The organism is Amphritea japonica ATCC BAA-1530 (assembly GCF_016592435.1).
Classification (GTDB): domain Bacteria; phylum Pseudomonadota; class Gammaproteobacteria; order Pseudomonadales; family Balneatricaceae; genus Amphritea; species Amphritea japonica.
The window spans coordinates 1,500,622-1,518,898 of sequence record NZ_AP014545.1 but is presented as its reverse complement, the minus strand read 5'-3'; the positions used below and the strand labels follow the sequence as shown (position 1 = coordinate 1,518,898).

At 46.6% G+C, this 18,277-nt stretch carries 16 protein-coding genes; 4 read left to right on the top strand and 12 right to left on the bottom strand.

Features of this window, described 5'->3' with window-relative positions; all coding sequences use genetic code 11:
• Positions 1-10: 10 nt before the first annotated feature.
• Positions 11-640: a LysE/ArgO family amino acid transporter gene (locus AMJAP_RS06885; RefSeq protein ID WP_019621516.1), complete on the bottom strand. Its 630-nt coding sequence runs from the start codon at positions 638-640 to the stop codon at positions 11-13.
• A gap of 106 nt (positions 641-746) precedes the next feature.
• Here AMJAP_RS06885 and AMJAP_RS06880 point away from each other — a divergent pair, with 106 nt between their 5' ends.
• Complete coding sequence (locus AMJAP_RS06880; RefSeq protein ID WP_040404341.1) at positions 747-1,643, top strand: LysR family transcriptional regulator ArgP; 897 nt, start codon at positions 747-749, stop codon at positions 1,641-1,643.
• 14 nt (positions 1,644-1,657) lie between these two features.
• Here AMJAP_RS06880 and AMJAP_RS06875 read toward each other — a convergent pair whose 3' ends face one another.
• Positions 1,658-4,012 (bottom strand): sensor domain-containing diguanylate cyclase, encoded by a 2,355-nt coding sequence (locus tag AMJAP_RS06875; protein ID WP_169336951.1) that lies wholly within the window; start codon positions 4,010-4,012, stop codon positions 1,658-1,660.
• 434 nt (positions 4,013-4,446) lie between these two features.
• Between AMJAP_RS06875 and AMJAP_RS06870 the strand changes: the two genes are divergently transcribed.
• From AMJAP_RS06870 to AMJAP_RS06865, 3 genes are all read left to right on the top strand, one after another.
• Positions 4,447-4,920 carry a helix-turn-helix transcriptional regulator gene (locus AMJAP_RS06870; RefSeq protein ID WP_019621513.1) on the top strand — a complete coding sequence of 158 codons (474 nt, stop codon included), beginning with the start codon at positions 4,447-4,449 and terminating at the stop codon, positions 4,918-4,920.
• A gap of 133 nt (positions 4,921-5,053) precedes the next feature.
• Positions 5,054-5,254: a 23S rRNA (adenine(2030)-N(6))-methyltransferase RlmJ gene (gene rlmJ, locus AMJAP_RS17745; RefSeq protein WP_236588752.1), complete on the top strand. Its 201-nt coding sequence runs from the start codon at positions 5,054-5,056 to the stop codon at positions 5,252-5,254.
• Positions 5,196-5,891 (top strand): 23S rRNA (adenine(2030)-N(6))-methyltransferase RlmJ, encoded by a 696-nt coding sequence (locus AMJAP_RS06865; protein WP_236588751.1) that lies wholly within the window; start codon positions 5,196-5,198, stop codon positions 5,889-5,891. The genes rlmJ and AMJAP_RS06865 overlap by 59 nt, the downstream gene beginning before the upstream one ends.
• 127 nt (positions 5,892-6,018) lie before the next feature.
• On the opposite strand, the gene AMJAP_RS06860 is transcribed toward AMJAP_RS06865, so the two are convergent.
• The 10 genes from AMJAP_RS06860 to AMJAP_RS06815 form a co-directional block, all read right to left on the bottom strand.
• Positions 6,019-7,782, bottom strand: coding sequence for a PQQ-dependent methanol/ethanol family dehydrogenase (locus tag AMJAP_RS06860; RefSeq protein WP_019621511.1), 1,764 nt, complete (start codon positions 7,780-7,782; stop codon positions 6,019-6,021).
• A gap of 170 nt (positions 7,783-7,952) precedes the next feature.
• The gene (locus AMJAP_RS06855) at positions 7,953-8,243 is read right to left on the bottom strand and encodes a hypothetical protein (protein WP_019621510.1); all 291 of its coding nucleotides are present in this window, start codon (positions 8,241-8,243) and stop codon (positions 7,953-7,955) included.
• 21 nt (positions 8,244-8,264) lie between these two features.
• Positions 8,265-9,185 (bottom strand): quinoprotein relay system zinc metallohydrolase 1, encoded by a 921-nt coding sequence (locus AMJAP_RS06850; RefSeq protein WP_019621509.1) that lies wholly within the window; start codon positions 9,183-9,185, stop codon positions 8,265-8,267.
• Between the two features lie 10 nt (positions 9,186-9,195).
• Complete coding sequence (locus AMJAP_RS06845; protein ID WP_019621508.1) at positions 9,196-9,960, bottom strand: quinoprotein dehydrogenase-associated SoxYZ-like carrier; 765 nt, start codon at positions 9,958-9,960, stop codon at positions 9,196-9,198.
• Between the two features lie 60 nt (positions 9,961-10,020).
• Positions 10,021-10,929, bottom strand: coding sequence for a substrate-binding periplasmic protein (locus AMJAP_RS06840; RefSeq protein ID WP_019621507.1), 909 nt, complete (start codon positions 10,927-10,929; stop codon positions 10,021-10,023).
• A 22-nt stretch (positions 10,930-10,951) separates the two neighbouring features.
• The gene (gene pedF / locus AMJAP_RS06835; RefSeq protein WP_019621506.1) at positions 10,952-11,395 is read right to left on the bottom strand and encodes a cytochrome c-550 PedF; all 444 of its coding nucleotides are present in this window, start codon (positions 11,393-11,395) and stop codon (positions 10,952-10,954) included.
• A gap of 259 nt (positions 11,396-11,654) precedes the next feature.
• The gene (locus AMJAP_RS06830) at positions 11,655-14,723 is read right to left on the bottom strand and encodes an efflux RND transporter permease subunit (protein WP_019621505.1); all 3,069 of its coding nucleotides are present in this window, start codon (positions 14,721-14,723) and stop codon (positions 11,655-11,657) included.
• Positions 14,723-15,859 carry an efflux RND transporter periplasmic adaptor subunit gene (locus AMJAP_RS06825; protein ID WP_019621504.1) on the bottom strand — a complete coding sequence of 379 codons (1,137 nt, stop codon included), beginning with the start codon at positions 15,857-15,859 and terminating at the stop codon, positions 14,723-14,725. Before AMJAP_RS06825 ends, AMJAP_RS06830 begins: the two co-directional genes overlap by 1 nt.
• 96 nt (positions 15,860-15,955) lie before the next feature.
• Complete coding sequence (locus AMJAP_RS06820) at positions 15,956-16,702, bottom strand: MipA/OmpV family protein (protein ID WP_019621503.1); 747 nt, start codon at positions 16,700-16,702, stop codon at positions 15,956-15,958.
• 148 nt (positions 16,703-16,850) lie between these two features.
• A complete protein-coding gene (locus tag AMJAP_RS06815; RefSeq protein WP_019621502.1) occupies positions 16,851-18,158 on the bottom strand; it encodes an ATP-binding protein in 1,308 nt (435 codons plus the stop codon).
• Positions 18,159-18,277: the final 119 nt, after the last annotated feature.

The following is an 18,277-nucleotide window of genomic DNA, read 5'->3' as shown; positions in this document are numbered from 1 at the left end:
TCGATCAGCGCTATACCAGATTATCGCTGAGCAACAATCCGGCAAGGGTCCACATCATAATACACACCAACCCATCTAATACCCGCCAACTAAGCGGGTTGCGGAAAAGTGGTGCCAGCCAGCGCGCACCTAGACTTAAAGAGAAAAACCAGACGAAGGAAAACAGAGCGGCACCGGCGCCAAACCAGTAGCGATCACCTTCAGGATAACGCCCCCCTATTCCACCCAACAAAACCAGTGTATCCAGATACACATGAGGGTTCAGTAAACTCAGTGCAAGCGTCGTCAGCAAGGCTGATTGCAGACCGGAAAACTGACTCTCAGAAAGATCAAGGGCTTCACTGCGTAGCGCCGATCTCAGCGCATTCGCGCCGTACCAGAAGAGAAATAGAGCTCCTCCCCAGGTAATTATTTGCAGTATCACCTCAGATTGCCCGATGAGTACGCCCATGCCCGCAATACCCAGCACAATAAGCACCGCATCAATAAAGCTGCACAGTCCTGCTATCGGCCAGTGATATTCACGCCTGACTCCCTGACTCAGGACGAAAGCGTTTTGGGCGCCTATCGCAATGATAAGGCCTGCGCTGGTCGCTAATCCGGTAAAAAAAGGTGTCGGTAGAGATAACGAGAGAAGCATTCTTATTCCAACGCTGTTATTGAGTAATAACAGAGTAAAGAGTCGACTATAATTAGTAAAACTAATAATATTTATATTTCATTAGCAAAATTAATAATGGTGTACCTTGCTTGATTTTCGCCAACTACAGGCCTTAGCGACAGTGATTGAAGAGCAAAGCTTTGACCGCGCCGCTAAACGGCTCTTCCTGACACAATCAGCCATTTCTCAACGTATTAAACAGCTGGAAGAATCAACGGGGCAACTCCTGTTAATTCGTAGCCAACCCTTAAAACTCACCCCTGCAGGACAGCAACTCCAGCGACATTATCATCAGGTTAGCCTGCTCCAAAGTGAGTTATTGCATAGCCTGTCTAACACACAGGAAGAAGGCTTTACCCGTTTGACCATCGGCCTCAATGCCGACAGTCTGGCCACCTGGTTTATGGCAGCGATGCAGCCATTATTAGAACAAAGCCCGGTACTACTCGACCTTAGAGTCGATGATCAGGAACAGACTCATCAGCTATTAAAACAGGGGGATGTTCTGGGCTGCATCAGTGCCAGCAGCAAGCCATTACAAGGAGGTAACGCCGTACCACTCGGCATCAGCCGGTACCTTGCACTGGCCAGCCCTGAGTATATCGAGCGTTATTTTCCTCAGGGTGTTTCTAGTGAAGCTTTAACCAATGCACCGGCTGTTGAATATAACGAAAAAGATGATTTGCAGGATAATTTCATCTCTGCATTTTTTCCCGGAGTTGAGCGTTATCCACGTCACAGGGTTCCCTCATCAGAAGCCTTTACCGAACTGATAAGGCGGGGACTTGCCTGGGGAATGGTACCTGACCTTCAGATGAACGCTCAGATAAACAGTGGAGAAGTAAAAGAGATTGCTGCCGGCATGAGTTTAGAAGTTCCACTTTACTGGCACAGCTGGAACCTGGTATCAAATTTCAGCCAGCAGCTTACCCATCAGTTAGTGAACTATTGTCATATTCACCTGGAGCAACCTGAAATATAGCGACCTTAATAGCGTTAAGCGCCCATGCTTACCTGATTTCGGCCATTACCTTTCGCCTCGTAAAGACGCTGATCGGCAAGACGGAGTATATCTGTAGACAGTGTCATGGCAGAAGCATACTCGGCGACTCCGATTGAGGTCGTAAGTGTTACCTGCTCTCCTGTTCTGAGCTCCACACTAAGCCGCTCTACCTTACCCCTCAACCGCTCGGAAAACTCCGCCGCCTGACTCAGTGTTGTATCCGGTAATAACAGCGCAAACTCTTCACCGCCAATACGACCCGCTATATCGCTTTCTCGCAGTTCTTCCACAAGGCAGTCTGAGACCGCCTTAAGCACCTGATCCCCTGCATCATGGCCATATTGGTCGTTAATCTTTTTAAAGTAATCCAGATCTAACATACAGAGGCTGAATGAGCGATCATATCGTTTCGCTCGCACAAACTCTCCTTTAAGGCTTTCTAACAATTTTCGCCGGTTATTCAATCCCGTTAGCCCATCTGTATTTGCCATCTCAAGCAACGTTTCTTCCATCTGAAACTCTTCAATGAGAAGACTGATAAACGCAGCCATACTGGTAATCAGTTCCAGATCTTCATCGCTGGGCAGCGAAGGTTTCTCATGGTAGATAGCAAAGGTGCCTTTAAGCTGGTCTTTTTTACCAAAGATGGGTTCTGACCAGCAGCTACGAAGATTGTGACTTAAGGCTAAATCTTTGAAAAGAGACCAATAAGGGTGTGTTGCGATATCCTCAACAACCACACGTTTACGGCGAAATGCCGCCGTGCCACATGAACCCACGCCATCACCTATCTCTACCCCGTGAATAGCCGTTTTGTACCCTTCCGGTATTGAAGGACCTGCACAGTTAAGTAGATGCTTGCCGGTCTTATCCAGCAGTAAAATAGAACACAGTGCACCAGGATATTGTCTTTCAATACCCGTCAACACCAGATCAAGCACATAACTCAATGACTCCCCGCGCAATGTAGCCTCCATCGCCCTACTGCGCAGTTTATCCTGCAACTCTGCATGCCGCTGTTCAGTAATATCGCTACCCGAACACAGCACCCCTGCCACCTCTCCCTTTCCATTAAAGCGCCTGTTATTACGCCACGAAATCAGACGCATCAAGCCATTTCGGGTACAGACTTTACTTTCACTCAGGAACAGATTGTCGTCCACCAGAGCACTACTCATTAATACATCAAATCGCTTTTGTTCCTCTCTGCTGTCAACCATAAAGCTATCACTGAACCACTGCTTACTCATCAGCTCTATCGGGTTATACCCCAGTACTTCGCAACCTTTACGGTTGATCATTTTAATGCAACCTTCCCGATCTAATACCAACATAATGGTATCCACGGTATCGAGATAACTTTGCGCTCTATCCCGTTCCAGCTGCACCTGTCTGTGGGCAATCATCAATCGTGACAGTACAACAACTAACATTAGTGTAAACAGGAATCCGAATACCAGTATCAAGCTTGCAGAGCTATGCCCGGAAGTAGCCTCTTCACCTCCAATAATCTGTAACGACCAGTTACGTCCTAACACCATAAACTCTGTCATGTATGACCCACCAGCAAGCTTACTTTGCTGATGATTAGTGACGCCTATTTGCACTCCGCTCCCACTGGTTACATCTTCAAGCTTTATAGCCAGACCTATATCTGCTTTGATTTGCTTATCCAGTAGAATCTGGGGTTTCACCAAAGCAGCAATAAAGCCTTTTAATACCGGTTTTTCCTGGCTCGAAGAAAGATCATACACTGATCGAAAAAACACAACGGACATACTGTCCATCTCATCCTGAACCAGCTGAAAAGGCGCTGTCGATAGAAATTCGGCTGAGCCATTTAATAGCTGATCAATAACCTCTGCATTGAGTCTGCGCGAATAGGCGTCTAAACCTATGACGCTATGATTAAGCGCATAGGGCTCTGAGTATAAAATTGGGTAGTAAACCTCTCGGTCTGATGCTGACACCAAACTATTTAATTGCGTATTAAGAGACGAGATCCCCTTAGTGATACCCTGTGCATTTAGCAGCCGTTCGAATTGATCTCGATTATTGTGACTGACACGTGGAATCCAATGCAGCGCAAAGAGTTCTGCGTGGCGCTTAAATATTGGCTGAGTGAATGATTTAAACGTTTGGCTGCTTATCTTATCGCTGTGAGCAACAAGCTTCGCAATTGAATCAAGGATTTCAACGGTACTATTCACGCTGCTCTGCAACTGCGCACGCTGTTCAGTAGCCGCCTGAGCAACAACTAACTGCTGATGCTCCTGCTCGGTTCCGATGGTGTATTGGTAAGCGACAATGGTGATTAATAAGCCGATAACAGCGGCTGTAATCAGCATCAGTGCATTAGTACTTGAGTGAACTACTTTTCCGTAAGCTAACATAAACCCGCATTTTTACTGTCCGGAGTCAGCACCTTGCCAGACGACTTATCCGTTTACGAACAAGCAATTACACATCCATATATCGCCGAAATTAACAATTCGATTTACTTTGCCACTGCCTCAGTTTTTATACAAGGGATATTGCATACCCTTATTCCAAAGATTAAGCCTCTGACCAAACTCTATAAACGAAGCCAGCATACCTGTATCGCTCATAAATTTTTCGGACATTTTTCTCATATCGGTTAAGTTTAAGGAAGAAAAGCATTACTATTATTGTTTATAAATTTAATACTGTTAAATCAATCTGTTAATAACACCTCTCAGGTGTACCATAAAAATAAGAACAGGAAGCTAACGTGTTGAAGCATTTTTTACAGGACTATTTAATGATGCTTTTTCTGGCGGTTGTGGTCATCGCCAGTGGTAGCGATATAGCGGCAGATATTTCCCATGGTGCCAGCGCCCTCCACCTTTTTCAGGAAGCGATTGTTCTGCTTATCGCACTAATCTTTCTCTGCTGGCTGATCATAGACAGTGTACTCAAACGCGCTCAGATCAGGCGATTGAACTCGGAACTGGAGCAGGTAAAAACCATGCCCATGCCAGACTCCGAAACCGTTCTGGCAGCCCGACATCAACTCAGACAAGCAATAACCGAGCAATTCGATACCTGGCAGCTCACAAACAGTGAAAAAGATGTGGGGCAGATGCTGCTTAAAGGCTACAGCCTGAAAGAGGTCGCGGCCTTACGGGGCACGGCTGAAAAAACAATCCGCCAGCAAGCATCCTCTATCTACCATAAAGCAGGACTGCCTGGCCGGCATGCCTTTTCAGCCTGGTTTATTGAAGATCTGTTATAACCAACTAACTAAAGCCTATTAAAAAGACATTATTTTCAGCAACCCGTAGATTTTTACCGACCACTCTCTTGACCAGATCACAGAATCAAACGATAGTCTGCATCTATTACTACTATCTGACCAGGATTCCGCTTTGCTAAGCTATAGACACTCGTTTCATGCAGGCAACTTTGCCGACGTACTTAAACACATAGTGCTGGTCGAAATTCTTGAGCACCTGACGCAGAAAGATAAGCCCTTTGATTACATAGACACCCACTCGGGTGCAGGTTTATATGACCTCTATTCTGAAACAGCCACCAAACTCGGTGAGCACCAGGGGGGGCATCAGTAAGCTTAAAAACGACAAATGGCCCGAACTTAAAAGCTATTTTGATGCTATCGATGAGTGTAATAAAGATGGGAAATTACGTTTTTATCCAGGTTCTCCACTGATAGCGGCCCAATACTTACGTAAAAAGGATAAAGCCTGGTTATACGAGCTTCATCCAAAAGACTTTAACCTTCTAAAGCAAAATACAGCCCGACATCGCTCTATTAAGGTCATGAATGAAGACAGCCTGAGCAATGTTTTAGGTTTATTACCGCCCGTATCACGCAGGGGTTTAATACTGATTGACCCATCCTATGAATTGAAGACTGATTACGAGGCTGTTTTCAGACTGGTGCAGCAGGCCCACAGCAAGTTCGCTACAGGAACCTATGCACTCTGGTATCCGGTAGTCGATCGTCAAAGAATAAACCAACTGGAAAAACGCTTTATAAAAAGTGGCATTAAAAACATCCAACGATTTGAACTCGGCCTTGAGCCAGACTCGGTAGAACGGGGAATGACCGCCTCTGGAATGATTGTCATCAATCCACCCTGGCAGTTAAAGGATAAGCTAAACCAGCTTCTTCCTCGCATAAGCAAAGCCCTGGACGCGGGTGAAGGTGCTTATTTCACATGCGATCAACTGGTCAATGAGTAATATTGCCTCTTAACAACACAGACTATCTTCAGGGTAATTATTGCCCGGATAAACAGCAGCGAGCCAACGCTATAAACAAAAAAAGGCTGATGCGTGAGCATCAGCCTTTTTTAATGCCTGCCTAAACTTAAGACTTAGGAAGCTTGAACGTCCACACAGAACCACCCTGGTTCAAGTGTTTAACACGCTTAGCAACTTCACCACCCCAAAGCGGTACTGCACCACCCCAGCCGGATACGATTGAAAGGAATTGCTCGCCATCCTGCTTCCAGGTAATAGGTGAACCAACGATACCAGAACCGGTATTGAACTCATATTTCAGCTCACCTGTTTTCGCATCGAAACCTTTCAGGTAACCCTCAGGTGTACCAATAAACACCAGATTACCCGCTGTTGCCAGTACGCCACCCCAGAGCGGAGCGTAGTTCTGGTAGCGCCATACTTCTTTACCCGTTTTCGGATCCATCGCTTTCAGAACACCGATATGGCTATCATTCATCGGTTTGATGGTGAAGCCCGCACCTAAGTAGGCTGCGCCTTTCTTATAGGCTGTTGGTTCGTTCCAGATATCCATCGCCCATTCGTTAGAAGGCACATAGAACAAGCCTGTGTCCTGACTGAAGCCCATAGGCATCCAGTTCTTACCACCCAGGAATGCTGGCACTGCACGTACAGATGATCCTTTCTTACCGTCTTCAGACGCCGTTGGGTTACCCGGACGAATTGATTCGTTATAGATAGGTCGTCCATTATCATCGAGACCTTTCGCCCAGGTGATCTCATCAACGAACGGGAAGCCACGGATGTAATCGCCATTAGTACGATTAAGTACGTACATATAACCGTTACGGTCAGCGGTTGCTGCGGCTTTAACGGTTTTACCACCCTCTTTATAATCAAAAGAGATCAGCTCGTTTACACCATCGTAATCCCAACCGTCATGAGGCGTCGTCTGGAAGTGCCATTTGATTTTACCGGTATCAGGATCGATCGCCAGACGAGATGAAGAGAACAGGTTATCGCCAGGTCGCATATGCGAGTTCCACGGCGCCGGGTTACCCGTTCCGATGAACAAAGACTTAGTATCCGGATCATAGGTTCCACCCAGCCAGGTTGCTGCGCCGCCACTCTTCCACAGATCGCCAGGCCATGTCTCGCCTGCTTTACCACCGGAAATACCGTTTTCAACCTTCTTACCATCTTTCCAGATGTAACCCATATGACCTTCTACAGTCGGTCGGGTCCATAAAATCTTACCGGTAGTCGCATCGTACGCTTCAACTTTACCGACGATACCAAATTCACCACCGGAAACACCGGTTATGATCTTGCCATCTACAACAATAGGCGCGGCTGTGATTGAGTAGCCCTCTTTATAATCGGCTACCTTCTTCTTCCACTTTACCTTACCGGTCTTTGCATCCAGAGCAACTAACTTAGCATCCAGAGTACCAAAGATAACCAGATCACCGTAAAGCGCTACACCCCGGTTGATGACATCACAACAAGGCATAATTCCATCGGGCAGGCGAGCATTGTATTCCCAAAGCTCATCACCGGTTCTAGTATCTACCGCAAATACTCGCGAGTAAGACGCCGTTACGTACATAACGCCATCTTTGACCATTGGCTGGGATTCCTGGCCCCGCTGTTTCTCTCCACCGAAAGAGAAAGCCCACACCGGGCGCATATCCTGAACAGTGTCAGTATTGATCATATCCAGCGGGCTGTAACGTTGCCCCCTTGGGCCCAAACCATTGGATACCACGTCTTCTACAGTCATCTGGTCTTGCATTATATCTTTATCAGTCACACCCGCTTGCGCGATACCTGATACAGACATTGCTGTTACCAATGCTGTTACAGCAAAACTGCCGCCGAACTTTTTCATTGCAATGCTCCTTAATTAAGGATGTTCTTATTTTCTGACTCTCGACAGGGCTGGATGCAGAGCCCAGACCTGTCCATATTTTCGGAATTAACCAGCATTTCAACAATTAACCGGGGGAATGAGTTTTCTACTTACTTAGTAGTAATACTTGCTCGAGTGGTGGCGGACAATCATCCTGCAGCGCTCATAACAGAGAGATACCCTCGCCGTTCGAACTCATCCAACAGATCCAGAACATCGTCAATAGTCACACTCTCTCGTGTTGGACATGCAACCAATGAACGGGCTATCTGCTGTTCACTGCAATGGCCGTCACAGGCCTGTAGTACGGCCAACGTAAACTGATCTGGAAACATAATCTGCTGCGGCGCTTTAAACACCCATCGGTTGTGCTGACCGTCGAAATAAAGCCTACAGTGCGCACTTAAAGCCGGCACCCGTTCCGGCATCGTTGCAATCATTGCGAATTATCCTTTTCCTGATTACTGAAACATCGCATTTTCATAACGTTCATAAAGATGCGCCACACTGCGAATATACTCTTTTCTGGCAACCGCCAGCCCGGCAAAACGACTATCCAGCGGTAGTTCAATAACCTCATTCATACTCAACCCCTGCTCTGCCGCCTGACTCAGGCGCTTATCCAGCCATGTCAGGTAATCTCGCATCTGTACGATGGCCACCGTCCCTTCAGAGACAGGGCCATGTCCGGGTACCAGCCATTGGAAATTCAGTTGTTCAAGCTGTGTGAGGTCTGCTATCCACTGTTTCAGGTCCGGGGTATGCGGGGTTGTCAGTGCGCGCTGATAAAATACGATATCCGCCGCAAACAGCACGCCTGTGGTTTCATCTAAAACCACCAGATCAGCTCCTGCATGTCCGGTCATACTGAGGAAGCGAAACCGGTGCTCCCCTAAAACTAACCGACTCATCGTTAACGGTTTATCAGGCAGATGCACCTCAGTTGAACGCATCCAGTCCCCGACCATCCGATACATATTTTCAGCAAATGCATTACCCTGTTGAGCAATCAGCTTCCCGGTGTCGGGGAGTGCGTAGATAGAACTGTCCTTAAAAGCCTGATTACCGAGAAAGTGATCGGGGTGGTGGTGGGTATTCAGCACGAAGCGTATTGGCTGATCCGTTACTGAGCCGATAAGCTGTCGTAACTCAGTGCCATAACGTAGAGAGGGACCGGTATCAATAAGCACAACACCATCACCGGTGACCACAAAGGCAGTATTGACAATATTACCGCCATTGGCACGGCTGAAATCCTCCTGTTTTCCCTCAACGACCCAGGTGCCAGAGGCAATCTCCTGCGCAGTGAGGTTATATTCCAGCGGTGCGCTATATACAGAACTGCAAAGCACTAAAAGGAAAACAGCCAGTAATGATTTCATCAGCGTACTCCTACAATGCCTTCTCAAATTCATTACCGTTGTTATCCCGCATCCACAGCTGATAACCACTGGTTTTATCACTAAGACCATCCCTGAGATCAAAACTAATAACCGGATTCTCAGCCACCGGCTGAGACAGTTCTAATCTTGCCAGACCTTCTTCCCGGGCATTACGCAGTATTACCTGCTGGATATAAAACTCAGGTATCGCATCTGCGAGCCCTGTATCCATAGGGTGGATTACTTTGAATTTGAACCTAACACCACCGTCTGAGGCCAATGGAAATACCCGGCTCTGGGTTTCGCCCAGATGATTCTCCCAGTATGGACTGGCATTACCTGTACTAGGGGTAGTACAGCCACCGCCTGCCGCATCAAGATAAGAGAAGCCTACATGCCACACCCCGGATTGCGTCAGTACGGCGGCCCTGACAGCGGTTCCCTGTTGTACTTTAAATCTAAGTGACACTTTTGGGATAACATCAGGGTGAGGAAAATAGGTGAAAATATGTTGAATCGGATTAAGATCAGCCCAGACAACAATGCGTTCAATATCTCCAGCCAAAGCCGTTGCATCTATCTGAAGTGGAACCTGCGTTGGATTTTCTGCAAACGTCGGCAGAGAAACTTTGATACGCTCATCAAATCGATAAGGCGCCGAGCCAATAAACTGCTCACGTGTGTAGTCCCACATAGGAGACTGTAAAGGGTCAGACTCAGCTGCCTGGACAACCGAAGCAGCAGCGAGAAGAATAAGAAATAAAAACCGGACCATTCTCTACTCCTTCCTAAATTTGCTAGCGGTAACCTGCTGTCATTTAAGACTCAATTTTCTTTATTGGGTGACATCCTGATACAGCCCCGGCAGCTCGTATCGCACTCCATACTGAGCATAAATTTTTTCTATTTCACCGCTGCGAATTAAACCATCAACAACTTCTTCTACGGCATGCCCCAGCTGTCGGTAGGTCTGTTTTACCGCCATACCAATATCCCATTGCTGTTTGCCCATCGAAGGAAAACCATTTTCTGCCAACTGGTAGCGTGGGTTGTCTGCCTGAGCAAGCCGCCAATCGACTTCAGCACGCATCCCCATCACGGCATCAACTTTACCCTCCTGCATAGCAAAAAAAGCATCGTGTATCGTCGGATAGTGATGGGTATTATTTCGCATCCTTCCGCCGAAGGCAGAAGTCAGGTAAAAATCGGGCAGACTATCGATTTCAACACCGATAGGGTGATACTGGAATACAGCGACGGTGCCTACACGCTCAAGTTTTTTACTATCAAATGCGACCTGCCAGCGTTCACGCTGGTAAGGGCCAAAGAGCACAACCTGATCATTAATCAGCAGGTCTAAATCACCGCGCTTAAACGCATACTCCCGGTCATAGGGCACGCGCATCATAACGTCAGCAAGGTGCTTCATCGCCAGTGGGTTTTCATCATCCTTGTCGAGATAGTGACCTTTCCAGACATTATTTCGCAGATCATCTTCCAGGTTTTCATCCGGTGTGATCCAGTGAACCTTCATTTTCAGACCAAAGGCATTTGCAATACGTCGTCCAACTTCAATATCGACACCCGCAGGTTTTCCATCCTGCTCAAAAGAGTATGGAGGGAAGTCTTTATAGGCGCCAATATAGATCTCACCACTGGCAATAACGTCATCGTAATAACGCGCATGAGCCGTATTGATCCAGCTCAAAACCAACAAGGTTGTCAGGATAAAAAAACGACTCATTCGCATCACCACTTAGTCTCGTTTATTCGGTGGTTGCTACAGTTTCTAACCAGGCACGAATAGCCCACAAAGCTTCCTGGCTCAGGTACTCAGCCATTTTCGGCATATATACACGCCCGTCGCGTACCGCGCCATTAAGCACTCGGTATTTGTACCACTCATCACCTTCAATACCCGGCTCAAGATAACGCAGATCAGGAGCAATACCGCCGGATATCGCTTCTAAACCATGGCAGCGGGCACAGTTCTGAGTATAAGCAGAGAAGCCTATCTCGACGGCAACATCGTGCTTCTCATACTCGGACGTATATGGATTTTCCTCTAACCATTCATCACCCAGTTGCTGTAGCTCTTGAGTGTCCATTGTCTGAGGCGTCACATCACCATGCGCCAGTACTTGCGCAGAAAACAGCATTGAAAAAGCACCTGCTGTTACAGCACCCAGAGTTTTAGTTGGCATTCTCATTCACTTCACCAGTCTTATTAGAGTTTTAGTAATCTCGGATTTACCCGTTCAGCCCGCGGGGACGAACAGAAATAACGGGGAAATCGCTATAGGTGAAATAATAAAACAATCAGGCAATACCAAAGAATTCTGCTTTGGTGCCGAAAAACCAGTACCTTGGTACTAAGTAAAATTCTAATTACAAAAATAATCAAACAATATCAAATCGTTAGAAAAACAAGCTATTCAAAAGAGGCACGTCATAGAACGATAAACTCTACTACGCGGCTTTAACTAACCTTTCACCCAGAACCAGCATACAAGGCGTTAATAGAAGGGTGAGCAGGGTTGCGAAACTAAGCCCTCCCGCTATGGCAGAGGCCAACTGCGTCCACATCTGCGTCGAAGGAGCTCCTATGTCAATCTGTCGATTAATAAGATCAACATTCAATGCGAAGACCATCGGGACTAATCCCAACACCGTGGTTATCGCCGTTAACAGTACAGGCCTGAAACGCAGTTCTCCCGCTTTTATGGCTGCCTCAGCCACCTTTAATCCCTCTTTACGCAAACTATTAAAGGTATCTATCAACACGATATTATTGTTCACCACGATACCCGCAAGCGCTATAGCACCTATACCGACCATAACGATGCCAAATGGCTGGGCTGTAATCAGTAATCCCAATAAGACACCCGCCGTTGAAAATAAAATAGCACTGAGTATTAGCAAGCTTTGATAAAGGCTGTTGAACTGAGTAACCAATATCAGCAGCATCATGAACAGTGCAATTAGAAAAGCCTTAAGTAAAAACTCACCGGTCTCTTTTTGATCCGCATCTTCCCCCTTGAAAGTTAGCTTAACGCCCTCAGGCAGAGTGATATTGGTCAGTTCCCGCTGTAATTCACGCAGTTTGTCACTGGCTAACAAGCCTTCCTCAACTTCACTGCCCAGTGTAATCACTTTCATCCCATCAACACGGGAGATTGAGCCTGTTTTAGCAGCAGGCTCAAACGCCATAAAGTTACTGATAGGGATCATCCCTTTAGGTGTTTTAATTCGTAGCTGGCCAAGCTGCTCCAGCTGTCGTTCTTCTTTAGGAAAACGAATCAGTATATCCACCTCATCTTCAGTGTAATCTGGCCTGTAATCGGTTAGCTTGATGCCACTGGTCAACATCTGGACCGCACTTCCTAATTGGGAAATATCGGCACCATATCGAGCGGCATCCTCTCTGTTCACTTTCAGCCGCCATTCAATACCTGGTAATGGCCGGTTATCCTCCACATTTTGAAAACCACCCAAGCTATCTATCAAAGACCGTATATGCCCCGTCGCCTGATTAATATCTACGATATTTAGGCCACTTATCTGTAGCTGTATCGGCTTACCTCCTGAAGGCCCTGACTCCTGCTCACGAAACTCCAGCGAAACACCGGGAACAGCCGAAACTGTTTTTAACCGCATTTCATTGATTATTTCCTTTGCGCTGCGCCTCGTAAACCAGTCGGTAAACTGGAATTGAATAACACCGATAACATCCTCACCGCTGCCCTGATTAAACGAGCGGGCGTAAACAGACTTTAGTTCGGGCATTCCCATAATTCGTTCTTCTACCTGTCTGACCATCCGGTCTTTCTCAACCACTGACAGATCGCCACGAGCATGAACATTTACCAGTGCGGTTTCAGGCTCCACTTCAGGAAAGAACTCCACACCTCTGCCAAAAATACTGTAGGTATAGCCGGTAACCATCACCAGAGTTAGCGTAAACAGCAGAGTTTTACCGGGGTGTCCAATCAAGTAACTTAGTAACCTCATATATCCACGCTTAAATAAACCAGCCTCAATCACTATGTCAGGAGCCGGTTTAACCCTATGTCCCCGATACAACAGCCCTCCGATGACCGGTAGAAAGATCAATGCCATCATCAATGATGCAAGCAAGCAGAGCGTCACTGTGATCGGAAGATACTTCATAAACTCTCCGACAATACCGGGCCAGAACGCCAAAGGGACAAATACAGCCAGAGTAGTCGCCGTCGAAGCGATTACCGGCCAGGCCATCTGTCTGGCAGCGAAACCAAAAGCTTCAGCGGCATTCGCTCCCTCTTTCAATCGCCTGTCCGCCAACTCAATAACGACAATAGCTCCATCGACTAACATGCCCACAACCAATATGAGACTGAAGAGAACAACGACATTCAAGGTCATATTCAATAAATAAAGAAACAACAAGCCAGTCAGAAATGACCCAGGAATAGCCAGGCCGATCAGCAACGATGAGCGAAACCCGAGAGCAGCTATAATTATCAGCATCACTAATACAATAGCGCTGACAATATTATTAAGCAGGTCATTCAACATAGAACTTATCTGCTTTGACTGGTCGAGAATATAGGTAAACCTCACAGCTTTTGGGAAACGCAGCTCGGCAACATCAACAATGGCACGCACCTGCTCAATAGTTTCGATAATATTCGCGCCGGAGCGCTTTGATATTTCCAGCGCGATCGCCGGTTGTCCATCTACCCGGGCAAACCCTTCAGGGTCTTTAAAGTTATTCCTGATAGTTGCCACATCAGCAAAAGTTACTACGGTATTACCCTGAATCTTAATAGGAAGATTGAGCACATCATCCAGGTTTTCTATTACGCCAGGCACTTTCAATAACATACGACCGGCACCTGAATCTATGGCACCCGCTGCAACTAACTGATTATTTCTACTGACAATATTGAGTACCGTCTGAAAATCAATGCGATAACTTTCCAGCGCCAAAGGGTCAACCAGAACCTCCATTACCTCTTCGCGATCACCTCCCACATCAACCTTTAAAACGTTTGGTAGCGCTTCGATCTCATCCTTCATTTTACGGGCAAGACTAACCAGCTCACGCTCACCTATACTGCCCGAAAGACTCAGAGTCATCACCGGAAAAAGCGCTATATTTACTTCATTAACCGTTGGTTCGTCGGTGCTGGCTGGCAGTTCTGATTTTGCTATATCAACCTTTTCCCGCACATCCTGAAGCGCCTGCTTCGCGTCAAATCCGGCATCAAATTCCAACGTCACTGACGCATGACCCTCAGCGGCAATAGAGCGTATCTCTTTAATTCCTGCCACATCACGCAGAGCATTCTCCATTGGGCGTACCAACAGTCGCTCTGCATCTTCCGGCGCAATTCCTTCATGACTCATAGACACGTAGATGACTGGAATCGCTACATCGGGGTCCGATTCCTTAGGTATAGCGATAAATGCAAAGGTTCCTGCGATTAACAAGAAGATAAGGATCAATATAACGGTACGACTGCGGTTCAGAGCCGCCTCTATAAAAGATCGCATTACTGATCTCCTGTCGAAGTGAGCACCATCGGACTATTCATAACAGAGGAAACCGGCAGACTATCACCCGGCTGATAAAAACCCTGACCACGGGTTATTACCCTTACCTTATCTGGCAATCCAGTTACCCAGACACCATCCGTTTCGGAACGAACAATACTGACGGGTGTCGTCAGCACTTTACGGTCAGAACTCAATGTTTTAATGGCCAGCCCGCCATCACTGTTAAGACTCAGCAGTGCTGCTGATAACCGATGAGCTTTCAGTTGTTCAACGGAAATATCAAGACTAACGCTCAAACCTATCCAACGTTCACCTTCAGGGTTAGGCACTTCAACCTCAATCCGGTAACTACGGGTTTCATCATCAGCAACAGTCGCTATATAACTCAGGCGGCCATTCAATTTTTTCCCTGATATCAATTCCGCACTCACCTGCTGACCCAGCTGAAGACATCCCAAATTACGCTGAGAAACCTGCGCGACCAGCAATACCTGACTGTCATCGACAATGGTTGCTACCGGGTCTGCCCGATCTACAAAATCGCCTATTTCCAGTTTTCTCTGTTCGAGTATGCCGGCGAAAGGCGCCAGAATACGGGTATTCTTCAGCTCAATTCTAACCTGCTCCAATTCAGCTTCAGCAATAGCCAATTGTGCTTTACTTTGAATCACATGATTCTTTGCTTTCAAACCTTTAGCCATTAACGTTTCATGTGCAGACAGATCACTTTTCCGCTGCCGTAATACTGCTTTAGCCTGCAATAACCGGACTGTACGATCATCCGCTGATAGCTTTAACAGCAACTGGTCGGCAGATACTCTCTCCCCCCGTCGACCTGGCAGTTCGACAACTCTACCCGTTGCTTCAGCGCGTAATGTCGCTTTCCGATAAGGTAATACCTGGCCTTGTAGCACCAATCTCCTATCTATGTTTTCAGCAATCATGGTTTCAACCTGCACCGACACATGAGAACCTTGAGTTTCACTATCCGCTGCAACTGAAGAGTATTCAGCTACAGCTGTTTCTGATGCACTATTATCAGTATCACTCAGTGTACTTCTGATGTCTCCTGTCATCATCCAGATCGCTACCACGGCAAAAATACCTAGCGCCAGTAGATTGGAACCTTTCATTACTTTTCTCCCGCCTTGGTAGAGATACTTTTGCCCTCAAGCACACTCAGCACCTGACCGGAGTTACTGAGGTGCGCCTGCATTAGTTACTGACTGCTAGAAGGTATATGCGAGACCCAAAGTTGCACTCCAGGCATTATCACGATCAACAATTGACGATTGCTCTACTTCATCACCCAGCCATATGTAATTAGCATTGCTCACTAACTGCCAGCTTTCACCCATAGGAACAATCATCTCTACACCCACATAAGGATTGAACGCTGCATCGGCCTTGTAAGCGGCTCGATTGGCGGTCGCTTCAGAGTCACGAACACCAAAATAATAATCAGCATAATCTTCGCTCATATAAACGATACCCGCTGCAGGGGTCAGGTAAGCCTTACCCGCAATTTCAAAGCCATGGCTATAACTAACATCAGCTACAAAGCCATTATGCGTATCGGATACATCATGAAGCAGTGATCCACTCACAGCTCCCTCACCTATCTGGTATGCCGCTGTCACACCTAAATCTACACTCGTGTCACGATCTGACATACCGGAAAAGAACGTAGAATCACCACTATCAAATCCCTCCCCTACCGAAGCAAGGGTGGCGTACAGGCTCAATGGAGAGTTATCATTTCCCATCACTCTATAGCTAATACCATCCAACCCGACACTCAGGTCTTCACCCTGATACTCTACAAATAGCAGTGGCGCGGAATCATCTTTAAAGTCTTTATAAGGGGATTTAAATACAGAACCGCCTGCGCCGATTGTAAATTCGCCTGCCGCAACAGACAGAGCAGAACAAGATAGAATGACAGCAGCGGTGATTGGTAATAATGTATGTTTCATTGGAATGTCTCATCGGTTGTTTGATTTCGATAAGACTATTGTGATGAGAAGAGAGCACTGACAGTATCGTCAGCCTGTATCAGATTGTATGGAAACAGTAAGCTGATTGTATTTTATAATAGTTCCGCGAATTGCTACCGCATATCCTTCAGGGCTGCGGTAGCATTAAAGGCAGATAGACTTCGATTCGAGCGCCTCCCAGAGAAGATTCAGAGATCTGTATATATCCTTCATGCTGCGCAACTATTTCCCGTACAATAGACAGCCCCAGGCCATGGCCACCTGATTCACGGGTTCGTGCATTATCGACCCGCTCAAAAGGCTCGAACACTCTTTCTCTGTCTGCTTCAGGTATACCAACACCATCATCCTCTACACAGATAACAGCAAAGCCGGCTTGTTGATTAATACTAAGTTCTATTCGCTGTTGCGCAAATTTATCGGCATTACGAATCAGATTTGTTAAGGCCCGCAATATCAAACGTTCATCATACTCAATCACAACAGGCTTAGCGGTTTTCAGCATTAACGATTTACGACAGTTTCGCTCCAGTCCTTCATGCCGCTCCAATAACCACTGATTTAATTCGTGGGATTTAAGTACTAAAACGTCGCCTCCCGAGCGCTCCATCCGCGCATAACTCAGTAGTTCATCCACCATCTGATCGAGCTCTGTCAGGTCTTCATCCATACCATTAACAAATCTATTATGCTCGGCAACATCAATACCATGCTCCAAAAGCTCTAGCTGACACCGCAAACGAAATATGGGCGTACGTAATTCATGAGCAACCGCATTTGTCAGTCTTTTATGACTAGCGATCAATTGTTCAACTCGTTCAGCCATCAGATTAAAAGCACGGTTTAAACCGCCAACCCGGTGCTTAAATGTAGTCGGGGCCCGAGCGGAGAAATCACCATCTGCAATACGTATGGCTGATCGCTCAAGCTTCTTCAGTTTATTGTGTAAAAGATAGATCCAGATACCAAGCGCCAGGGCAGTAATAAGAAAAAAACCGCCTAGAAAGGCCAAAGATAACATTTCCGCTACACGCCAGATTTCAGCACTTTGGTCCGGCGTTATTTGATAAACCTTATCGTTAACGTTTAAGCGAAAATAGATGACTTCATCATCATTCGGATCAAGGCTCTCATGAAAAATCCCTGGTTTTGGAAGGTTACGAATTGATTTTGATTCAAGTAACTTTATATCAGTGACTTCAGACAGCAGCTGATTATTGATTTTTGCAGTGCGCTGCATCGCAGCAAACATTGCATCTGATCCTGCTAGTACATGAATCTCCTGAAATAACTCGATGTACCCCCCCAGTGTCTGCTCAACATCTCGCGCCTCTAGATCGTAAGCCATTCGCTTAGCCACAAGATCAATGGTGAAGAACAAAGCAAATATGGCACCGATCATGCCGATATAAAGTGTAAAGAACAGCCTGGCCATGATTCCATCCAGATAATTATTTGAAGACGTAACCAGTTAAAAGTTACGTGTATTGAACATTCTGACAGCTTTAACCTACTATCGTCTCAGTCATTAATGTATGGGTTTGTATGGGAGGG